We start from the raw sequence: 22593 nt of genomic DNA, 5'->3' as shown, positions 1-22593 counted from the left end.
TAACACATATACTTATTCTCTTGACGAAGGAAATAGAGTGACGGGAGATGCTGTTTTAAAAGATAAATATGATAAAAAACCGAAACATTATAAAAAAGAATATGAGTTAAAATAAATGCAAATAGCCGATGAGGTTGGGACTTCAAAAATAATTTTTGCTAAAATGTATTTTTGTCCTACGCTCATTGGCTTCTTTTTTATAGTTGGTCAAAGATTCTATGACAAAGAATATTAGATCTATTTTATTGACAATACAAAGTCATCTAAGTGAATCTCTTAATTTCAAATTCTCTAACATTTCAAAAATCTTTTAAACAAAATATTTCAAAGCAAAAATTTGAATTTATGTGTAATTTTAGGCATAATATTAAAAATATGATAATAGTGAAGTCATTGTTTTACATATAAAGAGTGATTGGAAATTGAGAGGATAGTAGGATGTTTCATAGTAAAGATGCACATTTTGTTAATGGTGTAACAATAAATATAAAAGATAAGCAAGTGATTAAGGCATTTTATGAAGAAGTTTTAGGATTTAATCTTGTTAACGAATCTATGACGACTGTTCAATATGAAGTTGGCCATGCGAATCAATATATTACATTTAATGAAATTCATAATGGAAGAGAACCTTTAATGTCTGAAGCTGGGCTGTTTCATATAGGAATCTTGTTACCAGAGCTATCTTCACTAGCTGATTTATTAGTACAATTAAGTGATTTTGAAATACCTGTAAATGGTGGGGAGCAAAGTGTAGGTACAGCATTGTTTATTGAAGATCCAGAGGGTAATTCATTAAAATTTTATGTTGATCATGATTTTGAATTTTGGAATTATGATGAAGACCACAGAGTGAAAATGGATATTATTCCTGTCAATGTGCCTAGATTATTAAAAGAAGTTTCTGACGAAGGATGGCAAGGTATACCAGATGAGGCCAAATTAGGCTCCTTGCATCTCAAGACGATTAGAATTTCAGAAATTAAATCATACTATCTTAATTATTTTGGTTTAGAGGAATCAGCATACATGGATGATTATTCTCTATTTTTAGCTTCAAATCATTACTATAATCACTTAGCAATGAATCAATGGTTATCTGGGACAAAACGCGTAGATAATGAGAATACTTACGGTTTGGCGATGATAGATTTCCATTATCCAGAAACTACACACAAGGATTTAAAAGGGCCAGATGGTTTATATTTCAGATTTAATCGCATCACAGAACAATGAATATAAGCACTGAAATCATAGGCTTCCCTGATAACTTTATCCATGAAAAGGTGGGACGACAAAATTAATTTTTCAGAATTATATTTCTGGCCCATTACCTTTTTTTATACCATTGAGTAGGATATAATATTAGGTGTTGTCAAAAAGGGACGTTGTATTGAATGGAGGCACATGAATGAAAAAGAAATATTATATTGGAATCTCACTTCTTATAGCAATTTTAATCATTATTTTTGACCAGGTTTCAAAATGGATCATAGCTACTTCAATGAAAATAGGTGATTCCTATGAAGTTATTCCTCATTTTTTAAATATTACTTCACATAGAAACAACGGAGCTGCTTGGGGAATCTTGAGTGGTAAAATGGGATTTTTTTACATTATCACTTTAGTTATTTTAGTCGTTCTCGTGCTGTTTTATATTAAAGAAGCTAAATATAATTTATTTATGCAAGTTGCAATTAGTTTATTATTTGCAGGTGCATTAGGTAACTTTATCGATCGCGTTTTTAATGGTGAGGTTGTCGATTTTATAGATACATATATTTTTGGATATGATTTTCCTATTTTTAATATAGCAGATTCTAGTTTAACGATAGGTGTGATTTTTGTCATTATTGCACTATTGAAAGATACTACTAAAAAGGGATAAGGAGGTTCACACTTGGAAACATATGAATTTAAGATTACCGATGAAAGTCAAGTCGGTCAACGTATAGATAAACTATTATCTGAAATGAATGATGAGTGGTCACGTAGTCAACTTCAAGATTGGATTAAAGAAGATTTAGTTAAAGTAAATGATAAAGTGATTAAATCCAATTATAAAGTTAAATTGAATGATCATATTATTGTCACGGAAAAGGAAGTCGTAGAAGCGGATATTCAACCAGAAGTTTTAAACTTAGATATCTATTATGAAGACGAAGACGTGGCGATTGTGTATAAACCTAAAGGTATGGTAGTTCATCCTTCACCAGGTCATTACACAGGTACATTGGTGAACGGTTTGATGTATCAAATTAAAGATTTATCAGGAATTAATGGTGAAATTCGTCCAGGTATTGTGCATCGAATTGATAAAGATACATCAGGTTTATTAATGGTTGCTAAGAATGATATTGCGCATCGTGGTTTAGTTGAGCAACTCATGGATAAAACTGTTAAACGTAAATATACAGCTTTAGTACATGGGAATATTCCGCATGACTATGGTACTGTAGATGCACCAATAGGTCGAAATAAAAATGATCGTCAAGCAATGTCTGTTGTAGACGATGGCAAAGATGCGGTCACACACTTTAATGTATTAGAACATTTTAAAGATTATACATTAATTGAATGTGAATTAGAAACTGGCCGTACACATCAAATTCGTGTGCACATGAAATATATAGGTTTCCCACTTGTTGGAGACCCTAAATATGGTCCTAAGAAAACATTAGATATTGGTGGACAAGCCTTACATGCAGGTGTAATTGGATTCGAACATCCAGTCACTCATGAATACATTGAAAGAAGTTCAGAATTACCAAAAGAATTTAAAGATTTATTAGAAGATATTCGACGAAGAGATGCATAAATGTAAATAAATGGTTTAAGATGGTTTCAAATTAGAAATTGTCTTAAGCCATTTTTATTTATCGTATACTTTCATTCACATGTATTCTTTTGCCATTAGAAACGCCATTGATACACATATTTAGATTTTGACGACAATTTATAAATTAATGTGCGCTTATTCTAATCGTTTTAGAGAATGTATTGACTTATTTCTTAAAAAGCTTTAAACTTATAACAGTTTAAATATAGAAAAGCGTAGTCTTTAATTGAAAGTCCAGAGAGGCTTCGAAGACATGATAATTAGGAATAAGTATACATTTAAAGGGATTTCGTTATAGAATGCAACCAACTGTATTCAATCTCAACGAAATTCTGTAACTATATATAAAGAAATTTCATTAACGATAAGTTATTTAATTTCTTTAAGTGTAACCTTAACCTCATGTCTTTATTAAAGATATGGGGTTTTTTCACATTTTAAAAGAGGTGAAACGATGTCACAACGAGTCATTTTAGATGAAGCTGCAATACAACGTACTATCACTCGAATCGCACATGAGATTTTAGAGTATAACAAGGGCACTGATAATTTAGTGCTTTTAGGTATAAAAACGCGAGGTGCATTTTTAGCAAATCGTATCCAAGATAAGATACATTCTATTGAGCAACAAGTTGTGCCAACTGGAACAATTGATATCACACATTTTCGTGACGATATCGACAATGTCTCTCAGCAATCAGACATCAAAGCTTTTGATATCGATATAGATATTACAGACAAAGTTGTGGTCATTGTTGATGATGTGTTATATACGGGTCGTACTGTGAGAGCTTCACTAGATGCTATACTCTTACATTCTCGGCCGGTCAAAATTGGACTTGCAACACTCGTCGATCGAGGGCATCGAGAACTACCTATTCGAGCAGATTTTGTAGGAAAGAATATACCAACTGCACGAGATGAATCCGTTTCAGTTTATTTAGATGAAATTGATGATCAAAATGCAGTCATAATTGAATAATATCCCTTTTAAAGCAGTACGAGAGACTGAAAAAGGTGAAGTTAATAAGTTAAGTAACGGTAAATAAATGATGTAAGCATCAACAAATGAAACGTTATTTAATACATGCTTAACGGAATACTTCATTAGAAATGTGGTGGGCGAATGAACAATTCGCTATATATCCATTTCGCTTTAGTCTCTTTGCATTCACTGATGTAAAGAGATTTTTTTATGAAAGGAAATGAAGAACATGGAAAATGAACAAATGTTTGAGCGTACCGTTAAACCGGTGCTTGATGTCAGAGACAAACCAAAACCAACACAATGGGCATTCTTAAGTTTACAACACTTATTTGCGATGTTTGGTTCAACCGTATTAGTACCATTCTTAACGCATCTACCTATATCAGCAGCATTACTTGCGTCAGGTATTGGGACGCTGATTTACATATTGATAACTAGAGCAAAGATACCCGCTTATTTAGGTTCAAGTTTTGCCTTTATCACACCTATTATTACAGGTTTAAGTACGCATAGTTTAGGTGACATGCTCGTAGCGTTATTTATGAGTGGATTGATGTACGTCATCATCGGATTATTTATTAGATTAAGTGGCACAGGTTGGTTAATGCATTTGTTACCACCTGTTGTAGTAGGACCAGTCATTATGGTTATCGGACTAAGTTTGGCACCGACAGCTGTCAATATGGCAATGTTTGAGAATTCTGCAGACATGAAAGGTTATAATTTAAGTTATTTACTTGTAGCAATGATTACGTTGATTGTCACAATCGTGGTACAAGGCTTCTTTAAAGGATTTTTATCACTCATACCTGTATTGATTGGAATCATTGTAGGTTATATCGTCTCTATATTTATGGGCTTAGTTAAATTCGCACCCATCGCTCAAGCTAAGTGGTTAGATTTTCCACATATTTATTTACCATTTAAAGATTATACGCCATCCTTCCATTTAGGATTGGTACTCGTCATGATTCCGGTGGTATTCGTTACAGTAAGTGAACATATCGGACATCAGATGGTGATTAATAAGATTGTTGGTCGTAACTTTTTCAAAGATCCTGGGTTAGATAAATCAATTATTGGTGATGGTATTTCAACTATGTTCGCAAGTATTATTGGTGGACCGCCAAGTACAACTTACGGTGAAAATATCGGCGTACTCGCCATCACTAAAATTTATAGCATCTATGTCATTGGTGGTGCAGCAGTTATCGCCATCGTGCTTGCATTCATAGGTAAATTTACAGCATTGATTTCATCCATTCCTACACCTGTCATGGGAGGTGTGTCAATCTTACTCTTTGGAATTATTGCAGCAAGTGGTTTACGAATGATAGTTGAAAGTAACGTTGATTTTTCAAATAACCGTAACTTAGTTATCGCTTCCGTAGTTCTTGTAGTAGGTATTGGAAATTTACTGATTAATTTAAAAGGAATCGGCGTTAATTTGCAAATTGAAGGTATGGCACTATCCGCACTTTCTGGAATTATTTTAAATTTAATTTTGCCAAAAGATAAAAAAGAAGAAAATTAAGATTTAATCCATTAGGAGGGCGCTTTATGAAAAATTTATTATCAATGGAACACCTATCAACAGAGGAAATTTATGATTTAATCACTACAGCTAGCAAATATAAATCAGGAGAAGAAGCATTACCTCAATTCAACGATAAGTACGTATCTAACTTATTCTTCGAGAATTCAACAAGAACAAAATGTAGTTTCGAGGTAGCTGAAAAAAAACTAGGATTAAACCTTATCAGATTCGAGACTAGTACCTCTTCTGTTAAAAAAGGAGAATCCTTATACGATACTTGTAAAACTTTAGAAAGTATTGGTGTGGATTTATTAGTCATTCGTCACTCACAAAATGCGTATTATGAGGAATTAGAAAATTTAAACATTCCAGTTGCAAATGGAGGAGACGGAAGCGGACAACATCCTACTCAAAGTTTGCTAGATATTATGACAATTTATGAAGAATATGGTTCTTTTGATAATTTAAATATTTTAATTTGTGGAGATATTAAGAATTCACGTGTCGCAAGAAGTAATTATCATAGTTTGAGAGCACTTGGTGCAAATGTGATGTTCTCTAGTCCTGAAGAATGGGTAGATGATACATTAGAGGCACCATACGTTAATATTGATGATGTGATTGAACAAGTGGACATTGTCATGTTACTTAGAGTTCAACATGAAAGACACGGTATTGCAGGTGAAGCAAATTTTGCTGCTGAAGAATATCATCAACAATATGGGTTAACTCAGGCAAGATATGATAAATTAAAAGAGGAAGCCATTGTTATGCATCCTGCTCCAGTGAATCGGGGAGTTGAAATAAAGAGTGATTTAGTAGAAGCTCCTAAATCTCGTATTTTTAAACAAATGGAAAATGGTATGTATTTAAGAATGGCAGTCATAAGCGCGCTTTTAAAATAGGAAGGGGTTATTTTTAATATGAAATTAATCAAAAATGGAAAGATCTTAAGAAATGGAATCTTAAAAGATACTGAGATTTTAATTGATGGTAAACGTATTAAAACAATTAGTAGTAAAATCAATTCATCATCACCAAATATTGAAGTGATTGATGCTAAAGGTAATTTAATCGCACCAGGATTTGTTGACGTGCATGTTCATTTACGTGAACCAGGTGGGGAACACAAAGAAACAATTGAAACTGGTACGAAAGCAGCAGCTAGAGGTGGGTTTACTACTATATGCCCAATGCCTAATACTAGACCAGTACCAGACTCAGTTGAGCATGTTAAAGAATTAAGAGAACGAATTTCTGAGACAGCTAAAGTGCGTGTGTTACCTTACGCGTCTATCACTAAAAGACAAGCAGGTAAAGAACTTGTAGACTTTAAAGAGTTAGCACTTGAAGGCGTCTTTGCATTTACTGACGATGGTGTAGGGGTTCAACAAGCTAGCATGATGTACGCGGCTATGAAACAAGCAGCTCGAGTTAAGAAACCAATTGTAGCCCATTGTGAAGATAATAGTTTAATTTATGGTGGAGCAATGCATAAAGGTAAACGTAGTGAAGAACTAGGCATCCCAGGCATTCCTAACATTGCGGAGTCAGTTCAAATTGCAAGAGATGTGTTATTAGCTGAAGCGACAGGTTGCCATTACCATGTATGTCATGTTTCAACTAAAGAAAGTGTGCGTGTGATTAGAGATGCTAAGAAAGCAGGCATCCATGTAACTGCCGAAGTCACTCCACATCACTTACTTTTAACTGAAAATGATGTACCAGGTGACGATGCGAATTATAAAATGAATCCACCTTTAAGAAGTAAAGAAGATAGAGAAGCATTATTAGAAGGTTTATTAGATGGCACAATTGATTGTATTGCTACTGACCATGCGCCTCACACAAAAGAAGAAAAAGATCAACCAATGACACAAGCGCCATTTGGTATTGTCGGAAGTGAAACAGCATTTCCATTACTTTACACTCATTTTGTAAGAAGAGGTAACTGGTCACTTCAACAATTAGTCGATTATTTCACAATTAAACCGGCGACAATTTTCAATTTAAATTACGGTAAATTGCATAAAGATAGCTATGCAGATTTAACAATTATTGACTTAAATAGCGAAAAAGAAATCAAAAGTGAAGATTTCTTATCTAAAGCTGATAATACGCCATTTATTGGTCGTAAAGTATTCGGTAATCCAATATTAACAATGGTTAAAGGTGAAGTAGTATTTGAGGAGGACAAATAGATGCTTGAAAAACGTTATCTTGTACTGGAAGACGGCTCTTATTATGAAGGATATCGCCTAGGTTCTGATGATTTAACAATAGGTGAAATCGTATTTAATACTGCAATGACGGGGTATCAGGAAACAATTTCTGACCCCTCATATACAGGTCAAATCATCACATTTACATATCCATTAATTGGAAACTACGGTATTAACCGTGATGATTTTGAATCTTTAACACCGACATTGAATGGTGTAGTAGTGAAAGAAGCAAGCACACATCCTAGCAATTTCAGACATCAAAAAACATTACACGAAGTACTTGTTCAATATCATATTCCTGGCATTTCTGGAGTGGATACAAGAAGTATCACACGTAAGATTCGCCAACATGGTGTGTTAAGAGCTGGATTTACAGACAATAAAGATGACATTCATGCACTTGTTGAACATTTAAAAACTGCTGAACTACCTAGAGATGAAGTTCAAACAGTATCAACGAAGACACCTTATGTTTCAACAGGTTCAGATTTAAGCGTTGTATTGCTCGACTTTGGTAAGAAACAAAACATTGTTCGTGAATTAAATATGCGTGGTTGTAACGTAACGGTTGTGCCTTATAATACGACTGCAGAAGAAATTTTAGGTATGTCTCCAGATGGCGTCATGTTATCAAATGGTCCTGGAGATCCCGATGAAGTTGAAGTCGCAATCGAAATGATTAATGGTATTTTAGGCAAAATTCCTTTCTTCGGTATTTGTTTAGGACATCAACTTTTCGCATTATCTCAAGGCGCCACTTCCTTCAAAATGAAGTTCGGACATCGTGGTGCCAATCATCCTGTTAAAGATTTACGAACAGGTAAAGTTGATATTACAAGTCAAAACCATGGCTACTCTATAGACCGTGATTCACTTAAAGATACTGATTTAGAAGTGACACACATTGCACTTAATGATGGAACTGTTGAAGGTTTAAGACATAAACAATTACCTGCATTTTCAGTTCAATATCACCCTGAAGCAAGACCGGGACCAAGTGATTCAAACTATTTATTCGATGAGTTTATAACAATGATGAATGAGTTCAAAGAAAAGGAGCGTCATTTAAATGCCTAAACGCGATGATATTCAAACAATTTTAGTAGTAGGTTCTGGACCGATTATTATTGGTCAAGCTGCAGAGTTTGACTATGCAGGTACACAAGCATGTCTTGCTTTAAAAGAAGAGGGATATCGAGTTATCTTAGTGAACTCCAACCCTGCAACCATTATGACTGATAAAGAAATCGCAGATAAAGTCTACATCGAACCATTAACACATGACTTTATCGCTCGAATCATTCGAAAAGAACAACCAGATGCATTGCTACCTACATTAGGTGGTCAAACTGGCTTAAATATGGCAATACAACTACATGATAGTGGCGTGCTCGCTGCTAATAATGTCAAACTTTTAGGAACAGAACTAGAATCAATTCAACAAGCGGAAGACCGTGAAATGTTCAGAACATTAATGAATGATTTAAATGTACCAGTACCTGAAAGTGATATTGTTAATACAGTAGAACAAGCCTTTGAATTTAAAGAACAAGTGGGATATCCATTAATCGTACGACCTGCGTTCACTATGGGTGGTACTGGTGGCGGTATCTGTTACAATGATGCTGACTTAAAGGAAGTAGTAAGTAACGGATTACATTATAGTCCAGCCACACAATGTTTAATTGAAAAATCTATCGCAGGATTTAAAGAAATTGAATATGAAGTGATGCGTGATAAAAATGATAACGCAATAGTCGTATGTAATATGGAAAATATTGACCCAGTTGGTATACATACAGGTGATTCGATTGTAGTTGCACCAAGCCAAACATTGTCAGATGTAGAATATCAAATGCTACGTGATGTATCGTTGAAAGTGATTCGTGCTTTAGGCATTGAAGGAGGATGTAACGTCCAACTTGCGTTAGATCCACATTCTTTAAATTATTATATTATTGAAGTAAACCCTCGTGTGTCACGTTCTTCAGCTTTAGCTTCTAAAGCCACAGGTTATCCTATTGCGAAATTAGCAGCTAAAATTGCTGTAGGTTTAACTTTAGATGAGATGTTGAACCCAATTACTGGTACATCATATGCAGCCTTTGAGCCGACATTAGATTATGTAATCTCTAAGATTCCACGTTTCCCATTCGATAAATTTGAAAAGGGTGAACGTGAGTTAGGTACGCAAATGAAAGCCACTGGTGAAGTTATGGCCATCGGACGTACATATGAAGAGTCATTATTAAAAGCGATTCGTTCTCTAGAGTATGGTGTTCATCACCTCGGTTTACCAAATGGAGAAAGCTTTGATTTAGATTACATTAAAGAACGTATTGGTCATCAAGATGATGAACGTTTATTCTTTATTGGCGAAGCCATTCGTAGAGGTACGACTTTAGAAGAAATTCATGAAATGACTAAAATCGATTACTTTTTCTTAAATAAATTCCAAAATATTATTAATATCGAACATGAATTAAAAGAACATCAAGGCGATTTAGAATATCTTAAATATGCGAAAGATTATGGCTTTAGTGATAGAGTCATCGCGCATCGTTGGGATATGAACGAAGAAGAGGTTTACCAATTACGTGTGAAAAATGACATTAAACCAGTGTATAAAATGGTCGACACATGTGCGGCAGAATTTGAATCTACAACACCTTATTATTACGGAACTTATGAAACTGAAAACGAATCAATCGTGACTGATAAAGAAAAAATACTTGTATTAGGTTCTGGACCAATTCGAATTGGACAAGGGGTAGAATTCGACTATGCCACTGTACATGCTGTATGGGCGATACAAGAGGCCGGCTACGAAGCTATTATTGTAAATAATAACCCTGAGACAGTTTCAACTGACTTTTCAATCTCAGATAAATTATACTTTGAACCATTAACTGAAGAAGATGTCATGAATATCATTAATTTAGAACAACCTAAGGGTGTCGTTGTGCAATTCGGCGGTCAAACAGCGATTAATTTAGCTGATAAACTTGCGAAACACGGCGTTCAAATCTTAGGAACATCATTAGAAGATTTAAATAGAGCTGAAGATAGAAAAGAATTTGAAGCGCTATTACGACAAATTGATGTTCCACAACCACAAGGTAAAACATCAACATCACCTAAAGAAGCACTTGAAAATGCACGTGAAATCGGTTATCCAGTCGTTGTTCGTCCATCATACGTATTAGGCGGACGTGCAATGGAAATCGTTGATAACGACCAAGAATTGGAAAATTATATGACGCAAGCGGTAAAAGCAAGCCCTGAACATCCAGTTCTCGTTGACCGTTATTTAACTGGTAAAGAAATTGAAGTAGACGCTATTTGCGATGGGGACACAGTCATCATCCCTGGTATCATGGAACATATTGAACGTGCAGGTGTGCATAGTGGTGACTCAATTGCCGTTTATCCACCACAAACACTGACACAAGAAGAAATCGATACACTTGAAGATTACACGATTAAATTAGCCAAAGGTTTAAACATTATTGGTTTAATTAACATCCAATTTGTTATCGCACATGATGGTGTATATGTGTTAGAGGTTAATCCTCGTTCGAGTCGTACAGTACCATTCTTAAGTAAGATTACTGACATTCAAATGGCACAACTTGCTATGCGTTCAATCATGGGTGAGAAACTTGACCAATTAGGCTATCAACAAGGTATCCAACCTTACTCAGAAGGTGTCTTTGTTAAGGCTCCGGTATTCAGTTTTAATAAGTTGAAGAATGTGGACATAACGCTTGGACCTGAAATGAAATCTACTGGTGAAGTGATGGGTAAAGACCTTACTCTTGAAAAGGCGCTATTCAAAGGGCTTACAGGTAGCGGTGTAGAAGTTAAAGATCATGGTACTGTATTGATGACAGTAAGTGACAAAGATAAAGATGAAATTGTGAAAATTGCACATCGCTTAAATGAAGTAGGTTATAAAATCTTAGCTACTAAAGGTACTGCAGACAAACTTAAATCAAATGATATTCCTGTTGAAGTTGTAGGAAAAATTGGTGGCGAGGATGACTTACTCACTCGAATACAAAATGGTGAAGTTCAAATTGTTATTAATACAATGACTAAAGGTAAAGAAGTTGAACGTGATGGTTTCCAAATTCGTCGTACGACTGTTGAAAATGGGGTGCCTTGTTTAACTTCATTAGATACTGCAAGTGCATTAACTAATGTGATTGAAAGTATGACGTTTACAATGAGAAACATGTAACGTTAAAGAATGAGCGATTGAAGGAGCAATTTAAATGAGAAATTTACCAATCATCGCGTTAGATTTTAAAACTGCTGAAGAAGTTAATACATTTTTAGATCAATTCGACGAAGCGTTATGTGTCAAAATTGGTATGGAATTGTTTTATCAAACTGGACCTGAATTTATCCAATCTCTTAAGAAGAGAGGGCATGATATTTTTCTAGATTTAAAATTGCATGATATTCCTAATACAGTCAGTAAAGCAATGGAAGGCTTGGCACGTTTAGATGTGGATTTGGTCAACGTCCATGCTGCTGGTGGATTGAAAATGATGGAAGAGGCTAAAAAAGGTTTGAGAAAATATAACCCTGACACTAAAATTATTGCAGTGACACAATTGACTTCAACAACAGAAGCGCAATTACGTGAGGAACAGAATATTCAAACTAGTATTGAAGAAGCAGTACTTCATTATGCACGCCTTACACATAAAGCTGGGTTGGATGGTGTCGTGTGCTCACCGCTTGAAGCAGAATTAATTTCACAGGAGTTAGGTCCTGAATTTATGAAAGTAACGCCCGGAATTAGACCTAAAGGTGCTGCGCAAAATGATCAACAACGTATCACAACCCCGGAAGATGCTAAAGTCTTAGGTTCTACACACATTGTGGTTGGCAGACCTATTACTCAAAGTGATGATCCAGTATCAAGCTATCAAAATATCAAAGAAAGTTGGTTAGGTTAAATGGCTAAAGAAATTGCAAAAGCTTTATTAGATATAGAAGCGGTCTCATTATCTCCTAATGATTTATATACATGGAGTTCTGGGATTAAATCCCCAATTTATTGTGATAATCGTATCACGTTAGGTTATCCTTTAGTTCGTAATGCGATTAGAGATGGATTAGCGCGCTTGATAGAGAAACATTTTTCTGAAGTGGAAATTGTCTCAGGAACAGCGACTGCAGGTATTCCTCATGCTGCGTATCTTTCTGAAAAAATGGAATTACCTATGAACTATGTACGTTCGAAAAGTAAAAGCCATGGTAAGCAAAACCAAATTGAAGGTGCAAAAAGTGAAGGTAAAAAAGTCGTTGTCATTGAGGATTTAATTTCCACAGGTGGTTCTTCAGTTACAGCTGTTGAAGCTTTAAAAGACGCAGGCGCTGATGTATTAGGTGTTGTAGCCATTTTCACATATGGATTGAAAAAGGCAGACGATGTATTTAAAGAAGCGGGTATACCTTTCTATACTTTAAGTAATTATAATGAATTGATTGAGGTTGCTAGAGAAGAAGGGAAAATTTCTGAAGAAGATATTCAGACTTTAGTTGATTGGAGAGACAATTTAGCATAATATATGTTTATATAAAGGGGGAAAGTAAATGGCTCATAACAATGATAATAATCACATGTACATCATTATGAAACATTGTAATGAATTTTTAGAGAGACAAGATGATTATAGAACCCCGAAAACTGTAAAAAGTGTGGATGAAAGCATCCAAAATTTCTCTGAATCTAAATCAATAGATGATGATGCTTTTACGCACTCAGGTGATATATTTAAACGTGCTAAAGAAAATTTACGTCATAAAGGTCAATTATAAAAGTAAATAGAAATTAAAAAGGAGGCTGAGACATAATTAAATGTTTCAGCCTTCTTTAACATATTGGCAGTAAATGCTTGAATTGAACGTGAATTTATATAAAGATTCTCTCGGTCCTAGCCATTCTTGGTGTCTGAGCGCTAGTATAGAGAATTATTTTAAGAAATTCTGCAGATAATACAAGTTGGATGCAGAACAATGAAAATAATTGAGATAAATAATATTTCTGTCCTACTCACAATTATCGGATAAAGACTTTAATCAGTAACCAACCAATGAGTAAGACGATTAATAAAATTAATAAAGGTAAACCATAGTGAATAATCATAGTAAATCATGCCTCCTTATGAAATGTTTCTATATTTAAATTTAATATGTGATGAAAGGAATAAATTAATTGATATAACTGTAGTGATTCTATTATAGATTTTAAAATTTGCGTTGTAGCTTTACGATATTCTACATTGTAAGAGTTATCATGTTAAAATAATATACGAGATACTTAAATTGGTAAAGTAATTAAAATATATAAACTAGGGGAGATACAAAGTGGAAATACCTAAAATTACTACATTTCTAATGTTTAATGATCAAGCTGAAGAAGCAATTCATCTATATACAAGTTTATTTGAAGATAGCGAAATATTAACTATGGTGAAATATGATGAAGATGGTCCAGGTACGCCTGGATCAGTTCAACATTCCATATTTACATTGAATGGACAAGTTTTCATGGCGATAGACGCTAATAATGGAGAAGAGTTACCTATGAATCCTGCGATGTCATTATATGTCACTGTTAAGGATGCGATGGAAATGGAACGCTTATTTAGTGGCTTGAAAAAGGAAGGCGCTATCTTAATGCCTAAAACAGAGATGCCACCATTTAGAGAATTTGCGTGGGTACAAGATAAATTTGGCGTAAGCTTCCAACTCGCATTACCAGAATAAATCAGCAATTTAAAAAATTCCGTATGGCACACTATGACAGAGCCATACGGAATTTATTTTTTTATGATTCTTTCATTTGTTGTATTTTGTCATAATCAGGCGTTGCGTATAACGTTTTTTGATTATCATATGTTACAAAGCCTGGTTTTGCACCTGAAGGTTTATGAACATTTCTAATTTCTGTATAGTCAACTGGTATTTGACCTGAATTTCCCGCTTTAGAAAAGTAACCCGCTATCATTGCGGCTTCTTTGATTGTCTCTTCGCTCGGATGATTATTTAATATGACAACGTGAGAACCTGGTATATCTTTAGTATGGAACCAAATGTGAGATTTTTGAGCTTTTTTATTAGTTAAATAATCATTTTGCTTATTATTTTTACCTACTAAAATTGTGTCGCCATCACTTGAACGATAAGTTTGTAATTTGATTTGAGCATTTTTCTTCTTTTTATGATTTTTACGTTGTTTCATAAAGCCTTGATCAGCTAATTCGTCACGAATATCATCTATGTCATCAACAGTAATATGATCTAGTTGTTGTTCAATATTAGAAAAATAATCAATGTTTTCTTTTGTTAATTGAATTTGATGATCAAGTTCGTGTTCACGTGTTTTAAGACGATTATATTGTTTGTAATAATACTGTGCGTTGACTGATGGTGATTTAGTTGGGTTAAGTGGAATTGTAACTTCTTCTCCCGTGTAGTAATTTAATGCTGTTACCGACTCATCGCCTTGTTTAATTCGATAAATATTCGCTGTAATGAGTTCGCCATAAAGTTGCTGGGTTTCTTTATCTTTAGCGCTTTCGTATTCGTCTATTAGTTTGCTTAATTTATTTTGCTGTTTCTGTAATTGCTGTTGCACAAATCTTACTAAATCATTGGCACGTTGTTTGACACGTTCGCGCTCTCCTCGAGCATCATAATAACGATCGAGTAAATCATTAAGAGAGTCATACTGTACTATATCATCGTAAAATTGATTGAGTTTCATAAAATAGAAATCTTCTTTACCTGTTTCATGATTCTTATGGAAAAGGGGAACTGGCGCTAATAGCGTTTCTGCCATCACTTCATCATAAGCTTCAGGCAATGTGTCTTGTGTCATAAATTGTCGACGACTGACTATTTCATTTGTTATAAGCGGACTAAAACCTTCAAATGTATTTAATAATTGTTTTGAAATTTTACCTGAATTAAAATCAATATATTTTAATGCTTCTTGACCTGAAACCTCATATGGATTTAATTTATTTTGGCTTGGTGGAGCTTCATATTCAAAACCGGGCATTACAGTACGATATTGATTTGTATTTGGTGTGAGATGTTTAAAACCTTCTATGATTTTGCGATTTTCATCCACTAGTATAAGATTACTGTGTTTGCCCATGATTTCTAAAATAATTGTTCGATACATTGTATCGCCAATTTCGTCCTTACTTTGAACGTCTATTTCTACGCGACGGTCATTACCGACTTGTCGTATATTTTGTATAAAGCCACCTTCAAGATGTTTACGAAATACACGTGCAAACATAGGTGGGTCAAATGGGTTGTCATATTTTTTATTAGTAATTTGTAATCTTGAAAAGCTTGGATGTATAGATAAAAGTAACTGATGATTTTTACGATTTTGTCGTACTACAATAATTATTGTATCGTTTTCTGGTTGATTAATTTTATGAATGCGACCTGAAACTAAATCTTGTAGTGATTCGATCATCTTTTTAGTAAATAAGCCATCGTATGCCATAACTATCTGCCACCTTAAAATTTTTCATTCATCATATTGTAACATGCGTAAACAGTATGGTCATTGTTAAAGTATTGATATAAGTATGCTGTTTTTAAAAATAAAAGGATCACATTAACTAAAGTTAATGCATTAAGGAGTACTAATTATCTTTCAGAAAATAAAAAGGATTACATTAACTGGAGTTAATGCATTAAGAGTCACTAAATGATTAACATCATTAAGTGACTCTATACATTCATTAGTTTGGTATGATATTATATTTAAATAATAGAAGAATAGCTTAGAGAGGTCGTAAGGCATGGATAATGAAAAAGGATTGCTAATTGTTCTTTCAGGTCCTTCTGGTGTTGGTAAAGGAACTGTAAGAAAAAAGATTTTTGATGATCCCACTACTTCATATAAGTATTCTATATCAATGACAACTCGTAACATGCGCGAAGGTGAAGTTGATGGTGTAGATTACTTTTTCAAAACGAAAGAAGAATTTGAAGCGTTAATTAAGGACGATCAATTTATTGAATTTGCGGAGTACGTTGGAAACTATTATGGTACACCAGTTCAATATGTGAAAGATACTATGGATCAAGGTCATGATGTGTTCCTAGAAATTGAAGTTGAAGGCGCAAAGCAAGTTAGAAAGAAATTCCCTGATGCACTGTTCATCTTCCTTGCTCCGCCAAGTCTTGACGACTTAAGAGAGCGCTTAGTTGGAAGAGGTACTGAATCAGATGAGAAGATTCAAAGCCGTGTTAATGAAGCGCGCAAAGAAGTAGAAATGATGAATCTATACGATTACGTAGTAGTCAACGATGAAGTTGAACTTGCAAAGAATCGAATTCAGTCTATCGTAGAAGCTGAACACTTGAAAAGAGAACGTATCGAAGCTAAATATAGAAAAATGTTATTGGAGGCAAAAAAATAATGTTAAATCCACCGTTAAATCAACTTACTGCTAAAATTAATTCTAAATATCTTATTGCGACAACTGCTGCTAAAAGAGCACGTGAATTAGATGAAAAACACGAAACAGCACTTTTAGAAAACTATCATTCAGCTAAACCTGTAGGTAGAGCTTTAGAAGAAATCGCTGACGGTAAAATCGTTCCTGTTATACCTGAAGAGTATTTAGGTTAAGATTGATATTTTCAACTTATTATTTTGACACACCTTATTGAGGACACATGTTTTAGATATGTGATCCATAAATTGAATAAGGTGTGTTTTTTAATAATGAAACGCATTTGTGTATAATTAAATTAAATTTAAAGTACGTTATTACGCACTAAATGAACAAGAATTTTAAATTCTAAGTAGTGAAATGTATGTTTTTAAGTATAGTATCAAGGGAGATTTAAACATGAAACATATTTTATTAGCTGTAACCGGGGGTATCGCAGCCTACAAAGCAATTGATTTAACAAGTAAGCTCACTCAAGCTGGTTACGAAGTAAGAGTCATGCTTTCTGATAATGCACAAGAATTTGTAACACCACTTGCTTTCCAAGCAATTAGTAGAAATCCTGTTTATACAAATACGTTCAAGGAAGAAACACCTCAAGAGATTCAACATGTCTCATTAGGAGACTGGGCAGATGCAATCATTATTGCACCTGCAACTGCAAATACTATTGCTAAATTAAGTGTCGGCATCGCTGATGATATGATTACCTCTACTTTATTAGCTACAGAAACTCCTAAATTTGTAGCACCAGCAATGAACGTTCATATGTATGAGAATCCTCGTACTCAAAATAACATTGCTGTTTTAAAAGGAGATGGCTATCACTTTATAGAACCTGGAGATGGTTATTTAGCATGTGGTTATGTAGCTAAAGGCAGAATGGAAGAGCCTTTGCAAATTGTGTCTGTGATTCATCAGTTTTTTGATAATAAAGAGGTGAAATCTAAGAGTTCATTTTCAGGAAAGAAAGCACTAGTGACAGCTGGACCAACGGTTGAAGTTATTGATCCGGTACGATATGTGTCAAATCGTTCTTCAGGGAAAATGGGCTTTGCAATTGCTGAAGCCTTAAGAGATAAAGGTGCGGATGTAATCTTAATTACTGGACCTACTCAATTGTCAGATCCTAGTGGCATGCAAGTGATACACGTTCAAAGCGCTGAAGATATGTTTAACGCTGTTAAGGAAAGATATGCAGAACAGGATATCGTCTTTAAAGCAGCAGCTGTTTCAGATTATACTCCTACAGATGTGCTTCAACATAAGATGAAAAAGCAAGAAGGAGAATTATCTGTCACATTCAAACGTACAGAGGATATTTTAAAATATTTAGGTGACAATAAGCGACATCAATACTTGGTCGGTTTCGCCGCTGAGACACAAAACATTGAAGCCTATGCACAAGATAAATTGGCACGTAAAAATGCAGATGTCATTATTTCAAATAATGTAGGAGACCAGTCTATCGGATTTAGTTCTGATGACAATGAATTAACAATGCATTTTAAAAATAAAGATATGGTAAATATTAAGAAAGGTAAAAAAGTAGAATTAGCGAAACAAATATTAGAAGAATTAGAAACTAGGTGGCAATAATGATTGCAAAAGTAATTGTTGATATACCATCCAAAAGTGTTGATTTCAAATTCGATTATATTGTACCGCAACGCTTAGAAGATGGAATACAAATCGGTGTACGAGTGATAGTTCCATTTGGACCTCGGACAATTCAAGGTTATGTCATGGACATTCAAAATGAGCCAGACCAAGGTGTTGAAATCACAAAACTTAAAGAGATTAAAGAAGTTCAGGACATTCAGCCTGAACTTACAGCTGAATTAATAAAGTTGAGTGAGTGGATGAGCCACTATCACGTTACTAAACGTATTTCTGTGTTAGAAGCGATGTTGCCGAGTGCAATTAAAGCAAAGTATAGTAAAGCATTTGAAGTGATAAATGGTAGTGATATATCCGAATCCATATTAAAAAAGTTTAATAAAGATGGTCGCTATTTATATAAAGATGCACAACAAAATGATGATTTAAATGATATGTTTACGCTAATGAAAGAAAATCTTGTTCAAGAAGTAACGATATTATCTCAAAATATTAAAAAGAAAACGCAAAGAGCTGTAGCGGTTATAGAGGATTATAATGGTGATGATGTATTAAGTTTACTTGAGAAATATGCAAAACAGTATGATTTATATGCGTTTTTATTAGAAGAATCTCATCGTACGGTGTTTCTGAAAGAGATAGAAGAGATGGGTTTTTCTAAATCAAGTTTAGATGCCCTGATTAAAAAAGGATATATAGAAAAATATGATGCTGAAGTCCATCGTGATCCTTTTGCAAATCGTATATTTGAAAAAGAAGAAAAAAGAGATTTAACTCAAGATCAACAACAAGCGTATGATGCAGTAAAAAATAAAATCGATAATGAAGAAGCGAGAACATTTTTACTACATGGGGTGACAGGTTCAGGTAAAACTGAAATCTATTTACAAACGATTGAAACAGTTTTGAATAAAGGTAAAGAAGCAATGATGTTAGTACCAGAAATTGCTTTAACCCCTCAAATGGTATTAAGGTTTAAACGCCGATTTGGAGATGATGTCGCCGTACTTCACTCAGGTTTGTCAAACGGGGAACGTTATGATGAATGGCAGAAAATTCGAGATGGTCGTGCTCGTGTGAGTGTTGGTGCGCGTTCAAGTGTGTTTGCGCCTTTTAAAAATTTAGGAATCATCATTATTGATGAAGAACACGAATCTACATATAAACAAGAAGACTATCCAAGATATCATGCGAGAGATATAGCCAAGTGGCGAAGTCAATATCATCAATGTCCGGTAATACTTGGAAGTGCAACGCCTAGCTTAGAATCTTATGCTAGAGCAGAGAAAGATGTTTATGAATTATTATCTTTACCAAATCGGGTGAATAATCAAGCGTTACCACACATTGATATAGTAGATATGCGTGAAGAGTTAAGTGAAGGAAATCGCTCTATGTTCTCTAATGAACTTAGAAATGCAATTCAAGATCGTTTAGACAAACAAGAACAAATTGTTTTGTTTCTTAATCGAAGAGGTTATGCTTCCTTTATGTTATGTAGGGATTGTGGTTATGTACCGCAATGCCCGAACTGTGATATTTCTTTGACTTATCATAAAACGACGGATCAACTAAAATGCCATTATTGTGGATACCAAGAAACACCTCCGAATATTTGCCCTAACTGTGAAGGTGACCACATAAGACAAGTTGGGACAGGTACGCAACGTGTCGAGGAATTATTGCAACAAGAATTTCCAGAATCAAGAATTATACGTATGGATGTTGATACAACGTCTAGAAAAGGTGCACATGAGAAATTATTAAATGAATTTGAAGCGGGAAACGGAGATATTTTATTAGGGACACAAATGATTGCAAAAGGTTTAGATTATCCTAACATCACACTTGTAGGTGTATTAAATGCAGACACAATGCTTAATTTACCTGATTTTAGAGCTAGCGAGCGGACTTATCAACTTTTAACACAAGTTTCAGGTCGAGCTGGACGTCATGAGAAAGAAGGGCAGGTAATTATACAAACTTATAATCCTGATCATTATGCGATTGAAGATGTTAAATTAAATGATTACCTTACTTTTTATCAAAAAGAAATGAATTATCGTAAATTAGGTAAATACCCACCATATTATTTCTTAATTAATTTTACAATTTCTCATAAAGAAATGAAAAAAGTGATGGAAGCTTCCAAACATATACATCAGATTTTATTACAACATTTGACTGATAAAGCTTTAGTTCTAGGGCCTTCACCTGCGGCATTAGCACGTATTAATAACGAATATCGTTTTCAAATTTTAGTGAAGTATAAAAGAGAACCACAGTTACATCATGCACTACAATATTTAGATGATTATTATCATGAACAATACGTAAAAGAGAAATTATCTTTAAAAATCGATATTAATCCTCAGATGATGATGTAAGATGGTAATCAAGCCTGCTCTTAATTGAGTAGGTTTTTTATATAAACAAAAAAATATACTATTATAAATTTTTACAACGTGGTATAATTTGAATATTAATAGGGTGTAATTTCACCAAAACACTATGTTTAATATTCCCTTAATAAAATAAATAGTTACTCAAGCATCAAGTCATCAGCATCTAAAATTTTATTAATGGAGGTAAATACCATGCAAAAAACACAAATTTTGCCAAATCCTTATGAAGAGTTTAAAGAATATCTAAATAGTAGATTTGAAAATGTAAATCTGAAAGTTAAAAATGTTGATCAACGATTAATGAAATTCGAAAATAGAATAGATAATCAATTATTCATAAATGTTGATCAAAGATTTAATCAAGTTGATCAAAGATTTAAGGAAATGAATAACCACATAACATTTCGCTTTGATAGGCTTAATAAAGAGATGAACAATAAGTTTATGTTTATGAATCAAAATATAGATAACAAACTTGAAAAATTGGAGAATAAATTCACGTATCTAGACCGAAAAATGGACAAAAGGTTTGAAGTTGTGGATTACAATTTCGGGTTGACACATAAAGACCTAAATCGAAAGTTTGAAATTAATAATAGAAAGTTCACATTGATGGATCAAAAAATGGACAAAAAGTTTGAAGGCGTGGACCTGAAGTTGGCTTCGCTGAATCAAAAAATGGACAAAAAGTTTGAAGGTGTAGACCAGAAATTCACAATGATGGACCAAAAAATGGATAAAAAGTTTGAAGGTGTGGACCAGAAGTTCACAATGATGGACCAAAAAATGGACCAGAAGTTCACATCACTGCGTCAGGAAATGAATCAAAAGTTTGAGGTTGGAAATAAAAAGTTTGAACAATTAACACTTACTACAAAAGAATTAAAAAAAGAAATAGAAAACCAATCTGTAAATATTGATTTTAAGATTGAAAATGCGCTTCATTTATTTAAACAAGAAATTGAGCAAAATAAAATCAAAACATCAAGGTTTTTATTAGGTCTAACTATACCATCTGTATTAAGCTTAATCACTTTAATCTTACAATTTTTAAAATAATTTCATAATAATATAAAAGTGACGTACCAACTTTAAAAATTGATACGCCACTTTGTTTAATATTCTTACATTGTTACATTACCATTTTCATCTGCTGGTCTAAATAGTGTTAAAATTGCACTAATTATAGCTAAGATATGAGGGATAGCTGTCCAACAGAATAAAATGTGCATAATTCCTTGGAATGATTTGCCAGCGTAAAATTTATGAATACCAAAGCTACCTAAAAATACTGCTAATAAAATATAAATCACTTTATTTACTTCCATTATATTCACCTCTGTTTGCTATGTTTAGTAACTTGTTTCCTTACTTAATATTCTATTATTTACAAAATTAAAATCAATTAATTCACTTTCACAATAATAAATTTCAGTCTAAAGTTGCATAATTTAAAATATCTATAAAGACACT

The 22593-nt window shown here is 33.7% G+C and carries 20 protein-coding genes; 18 read left to right on the top strand and 2 right to left on the bottom strand.

Annotated elements, in window-relative coordinates:
• The first annotated feature begins 438 nt into the window (after nucleotides 1-438).
• The 13 genes from HMPREF2580_RS07680 to HMPREF2580_RS07620 all read left to right on the top strand — a co-directional run bounded on the left by HMPREF2580_RS07680 (nucleotide 439) and on the right by HMPREF2580_RS07620 (nucleotide 14375).
• Nucleotides 439-1236 (top strand): VOC family protein, encoded by a 798-nt coding sequence (locus tag HMPREF2580_RS07680; protein ID WP_002442444.1) that lies wholly within the window; start codon nucleotides 439-441, stop codon nucleotides 1234-1236.
• 175 nt (nucleotides 1237-1411) lie between these two features.
• A complete protein-coding gene (lspA, locus tag HMPREF2580_RS07675; protein WP_002442446.1) occupies nucleotides 1412-1888 on the top strand; it encodes a signal peptidase II in 477 nt (158 codons plus the stop codon).
• Between the two features lie 12 nt (nucleotides 1889-1900).
• The gene (locus HMPREF2580_RS07670; RefSeq protein ID WP_070831706.1) at nucleotides 1901-2818 is read left to right on the top strand and encodes an RluA family pseudouridine synthase; all 918 of its coding nucleotides are present in this window, start codon (nucleotides 1901-1903) and stop codon (nucleotides 2816-2818) included.
• 475 nt (nucleotides 2819-3293) lie between these two features.
• Complete coding sequence (gene pyrR, locus HMPREF2580_RS07665; protein WP_002442450.1) at nucleotides 3294-3821, top strand: bifunctional pyr operon transcriptional regulator/uracil phosphoribosyltransferase PyrR; 528 nt, start codon at nucleotides 3294-3296, stop codon at nucleotides 3819-3821.
• 232 nt (nucleotides 3822-4053) lie between these two features.
• On the top strand, nucleotides 4054-5361 hold the full coding sequence (locus HMPREF2580_RS07660; RefSeq protein WP_002442452.1) for a uracil-xanthine permease family protein: 1308 nt from the start codon (nucleotides 4054-4056) through the stop codon (nucleotides 5359-5361).
• Nucleotides 5362-5387: 26 nt separating this feature from the next.
• Nucleotides 5388-6269, top strand: coding sequence for an aspartate carbamoyltransferase catalytic subunit (locus tag HMPREF2580_RS07655; protein WP_070831703.1), 882 nt, complete (start codon nucleotides 5388-5390; stop codon nucleotides 6267-6269).
• Nucleotides 6270-6287: 18 nt separating this feature from the next.
• Entirely contained in the window at nucleotides 6288-7565 is a 1278-nt protein-coding gene (locus HMPREF2580_RS07650) for a dihydroorotase (protein WP_070831700.1), read from the top strand.
• The gene (locus HMPREF2580_RS07645; protein ID WP_002442458.1) at nucleotides 7566-8666 is read left to right on the top strand and encodes a carbamoyl phosphate synthase small subunit; all 1101 of its coding nucleotides are present in this window, start codon (nucleotides 7566-7568) and stop codon (nucleotides 8664-8666) included.
• Nucleotides 8659-11832 (top strand): carbamoyl-phosphate synthase large subunit, encoded by a 3174-nt coding sequence (gene carB, locus HMPREF2580_RS07640; RefSeq protein WP_070831698.1) that lies wholly within the window; start codon nucleotides 8659-8661, stop codon nucleotides 11830-11832. The genes HMPREF2580_RS07645 and carB overlap by 8 nt, the downstream gene beginning before the upstream one ends.
• 34 nt (nucleotides 11833-11866) lie before the next feature.
• Nucleotides 11867-12559, top strand: a complete 693-nt coding sequence (gene pyrF, locus HMPREF2580_RS07635; protein ID WP_070831695.1) for an orotidine-5'-phosphate decarboxylase — start codon at nucleotides 11867-11869, stop codon at nucleotides 12557-12559.
• Entirely contained in the window at nucleotides 12560-13171 is a 612-nt protein-coding gene (gene pyrE, locus HMPREF2580_RS07630; RefSeq protein WP_070831692.1) for an orotate phosphoribosyltransferase, read from the top strand. It begins immediately after the preceding gene.
• A gap of 28 nt (nucleotides 13172-13199) precedes the next feature.
• Nucleotides 13200-13424, top strand: a complete 225-nt coding sequence (locus tag HMPREF2580_RS07625; RefSeq protein WP_044466288.1) for a hypothetical protein — start codon at nucleotides 13200-13202, stop codon at nucleotides 13422-13424.
• Nucleotides 13425-13973: 549 nt separating this feature from the next.
• A complete protein-coding gene (locus HMPREF2580_RS07620; RefSeq protein WP_070831690.1) occupies nucleotides 13974-14375 on the top strand; it encodes a VOC family protein in 402 nt (133 codons plus the stop codon).
• Between the two features lie 61 nt (nucleotides 14376-14436).
• Here HMPREF2580_RS07620 and HMPREF2580_RS07615 read toward each other — a convergent pair whose 3' ends face one another.
• Nucleotides 14437-16134 carry an Rqc2 family fibronectin-binding protein gene (locus HMPREF2580_RS07615; RefSeq protein WP_002442469.1) on the bottom strand — a complete coding sequence of 566 codons (1698 nt, stop codon included), beginning with the start codon at nucleotides 16132-16134 and terminating at the stop codon, nucleotides 14437-14439.
• Between the two features lie 301 nt (nucleotides 16135-16435).
• Here HMPREF2580_RS07615 and gmk point away from each other — a divergent pair, with 301 nt between their 5' ends.
• The 5 genes from gmk to HMPREF2580_RS07590 all read left to right on the top strand — a co-directional run bounded on the left by gmk (nucleotide 16436) and on the right by HMPREF2580_RS07590 (nucleotide 22179).
• Entirely contained in the window at nucleotides 16436-17059 is a 624-nt protein-coding gene (gene gmk / locus HMPREF2580_RS07610; RefSeq protein WP_002442471.1) for a guanylate kinase, read from the top strand.
• Nucleotides 17059-17271, top strand: coding sequence for a DNA-directed RNA polymerase subunit omega (rpoZ, locus tag HMPREF2580_RS07605; RefSeq protein WP_002442473.1), 213 nt, complete (start codon nucleotides 17059-17061; stop codon nucleotides 17269-17271). The genes gmk and rpoZ overlap by 1 nt, the downstream gene beginning before the upstream one ends.
• A gap of 223 nt (nucleotides 17272-17494) precedes the next feature.
• Nucleotides 17495-18694, top strand: a complete 1200-nt coding sequence (coaBC, locus tag HMPREF2580_RS07600) for a bifunctional phosphopantothenoylcysteine decarboxylase/phosphopantothenate--cysteine ligase CoaBC (protein ID WP_070831687.1) — start codon at nucleotides 17495-17497, stop codon at nucleotides 18692-18694.
• Nucleotides 18694-21102 (top strand): primosomal protein N', encoded by a 2409-nt coding sequence (gene priA / locus HMPREF2580_RS07595; protein WP_070831684.1) that lies wholly within the window; start codon nucleotides 18694-18696, stop codon nucleotides 21100-21102. Before coaBC ends, priA begins: the two co-directional genes overlap by 1 nt.
• Nucleotides 21103-21312: 210 nt before the next feature.
• Nucleotides 21313-22179: a hypothetical protein gene (locus tag HMPREF2580_RS07590; RefSeq protein WP_070831681.1), complete on the top strand. Its 867-nt coding sequence runs from the start codon at nucleotides 21313-21315 to the stop codon at nucleotides 22177-22179.
• Between the two features lie 65 nt (nucleotides 22180-22244).
• Here HMPREF2580_RS07590 and HMPREF2580_RS07585 read toward each other — a convergent pair whose 3' ends face one another.
• Nucleotides 22245-22448, bottom strand: a complete 204-nt coding sequence (locus tag HMPREF2580_RS07585; protein WP_002442481.1) for a TM2 domain-containing protein — start codon at nucleotides 22446-22448, stop codon at nucleotides 22245-22247.
• Nucleotides 22449-22593: the final 145 nt, after the last annotated feature.

The sequence above is a fragment of the Staphylococcus sp. HMSC036D05 genome, assembly GCF_001836225.1.
GTDB lineage: Bacteria > Bacillota > Bacilli > Staphylococcales > Staphylococcaceae > Staphylococcus > Staphylococcus caprae.
Note: the sequence above shows the minus strand (reverse complement) of the source record. Positions and strands in the feature narration are given on the sequence as shown.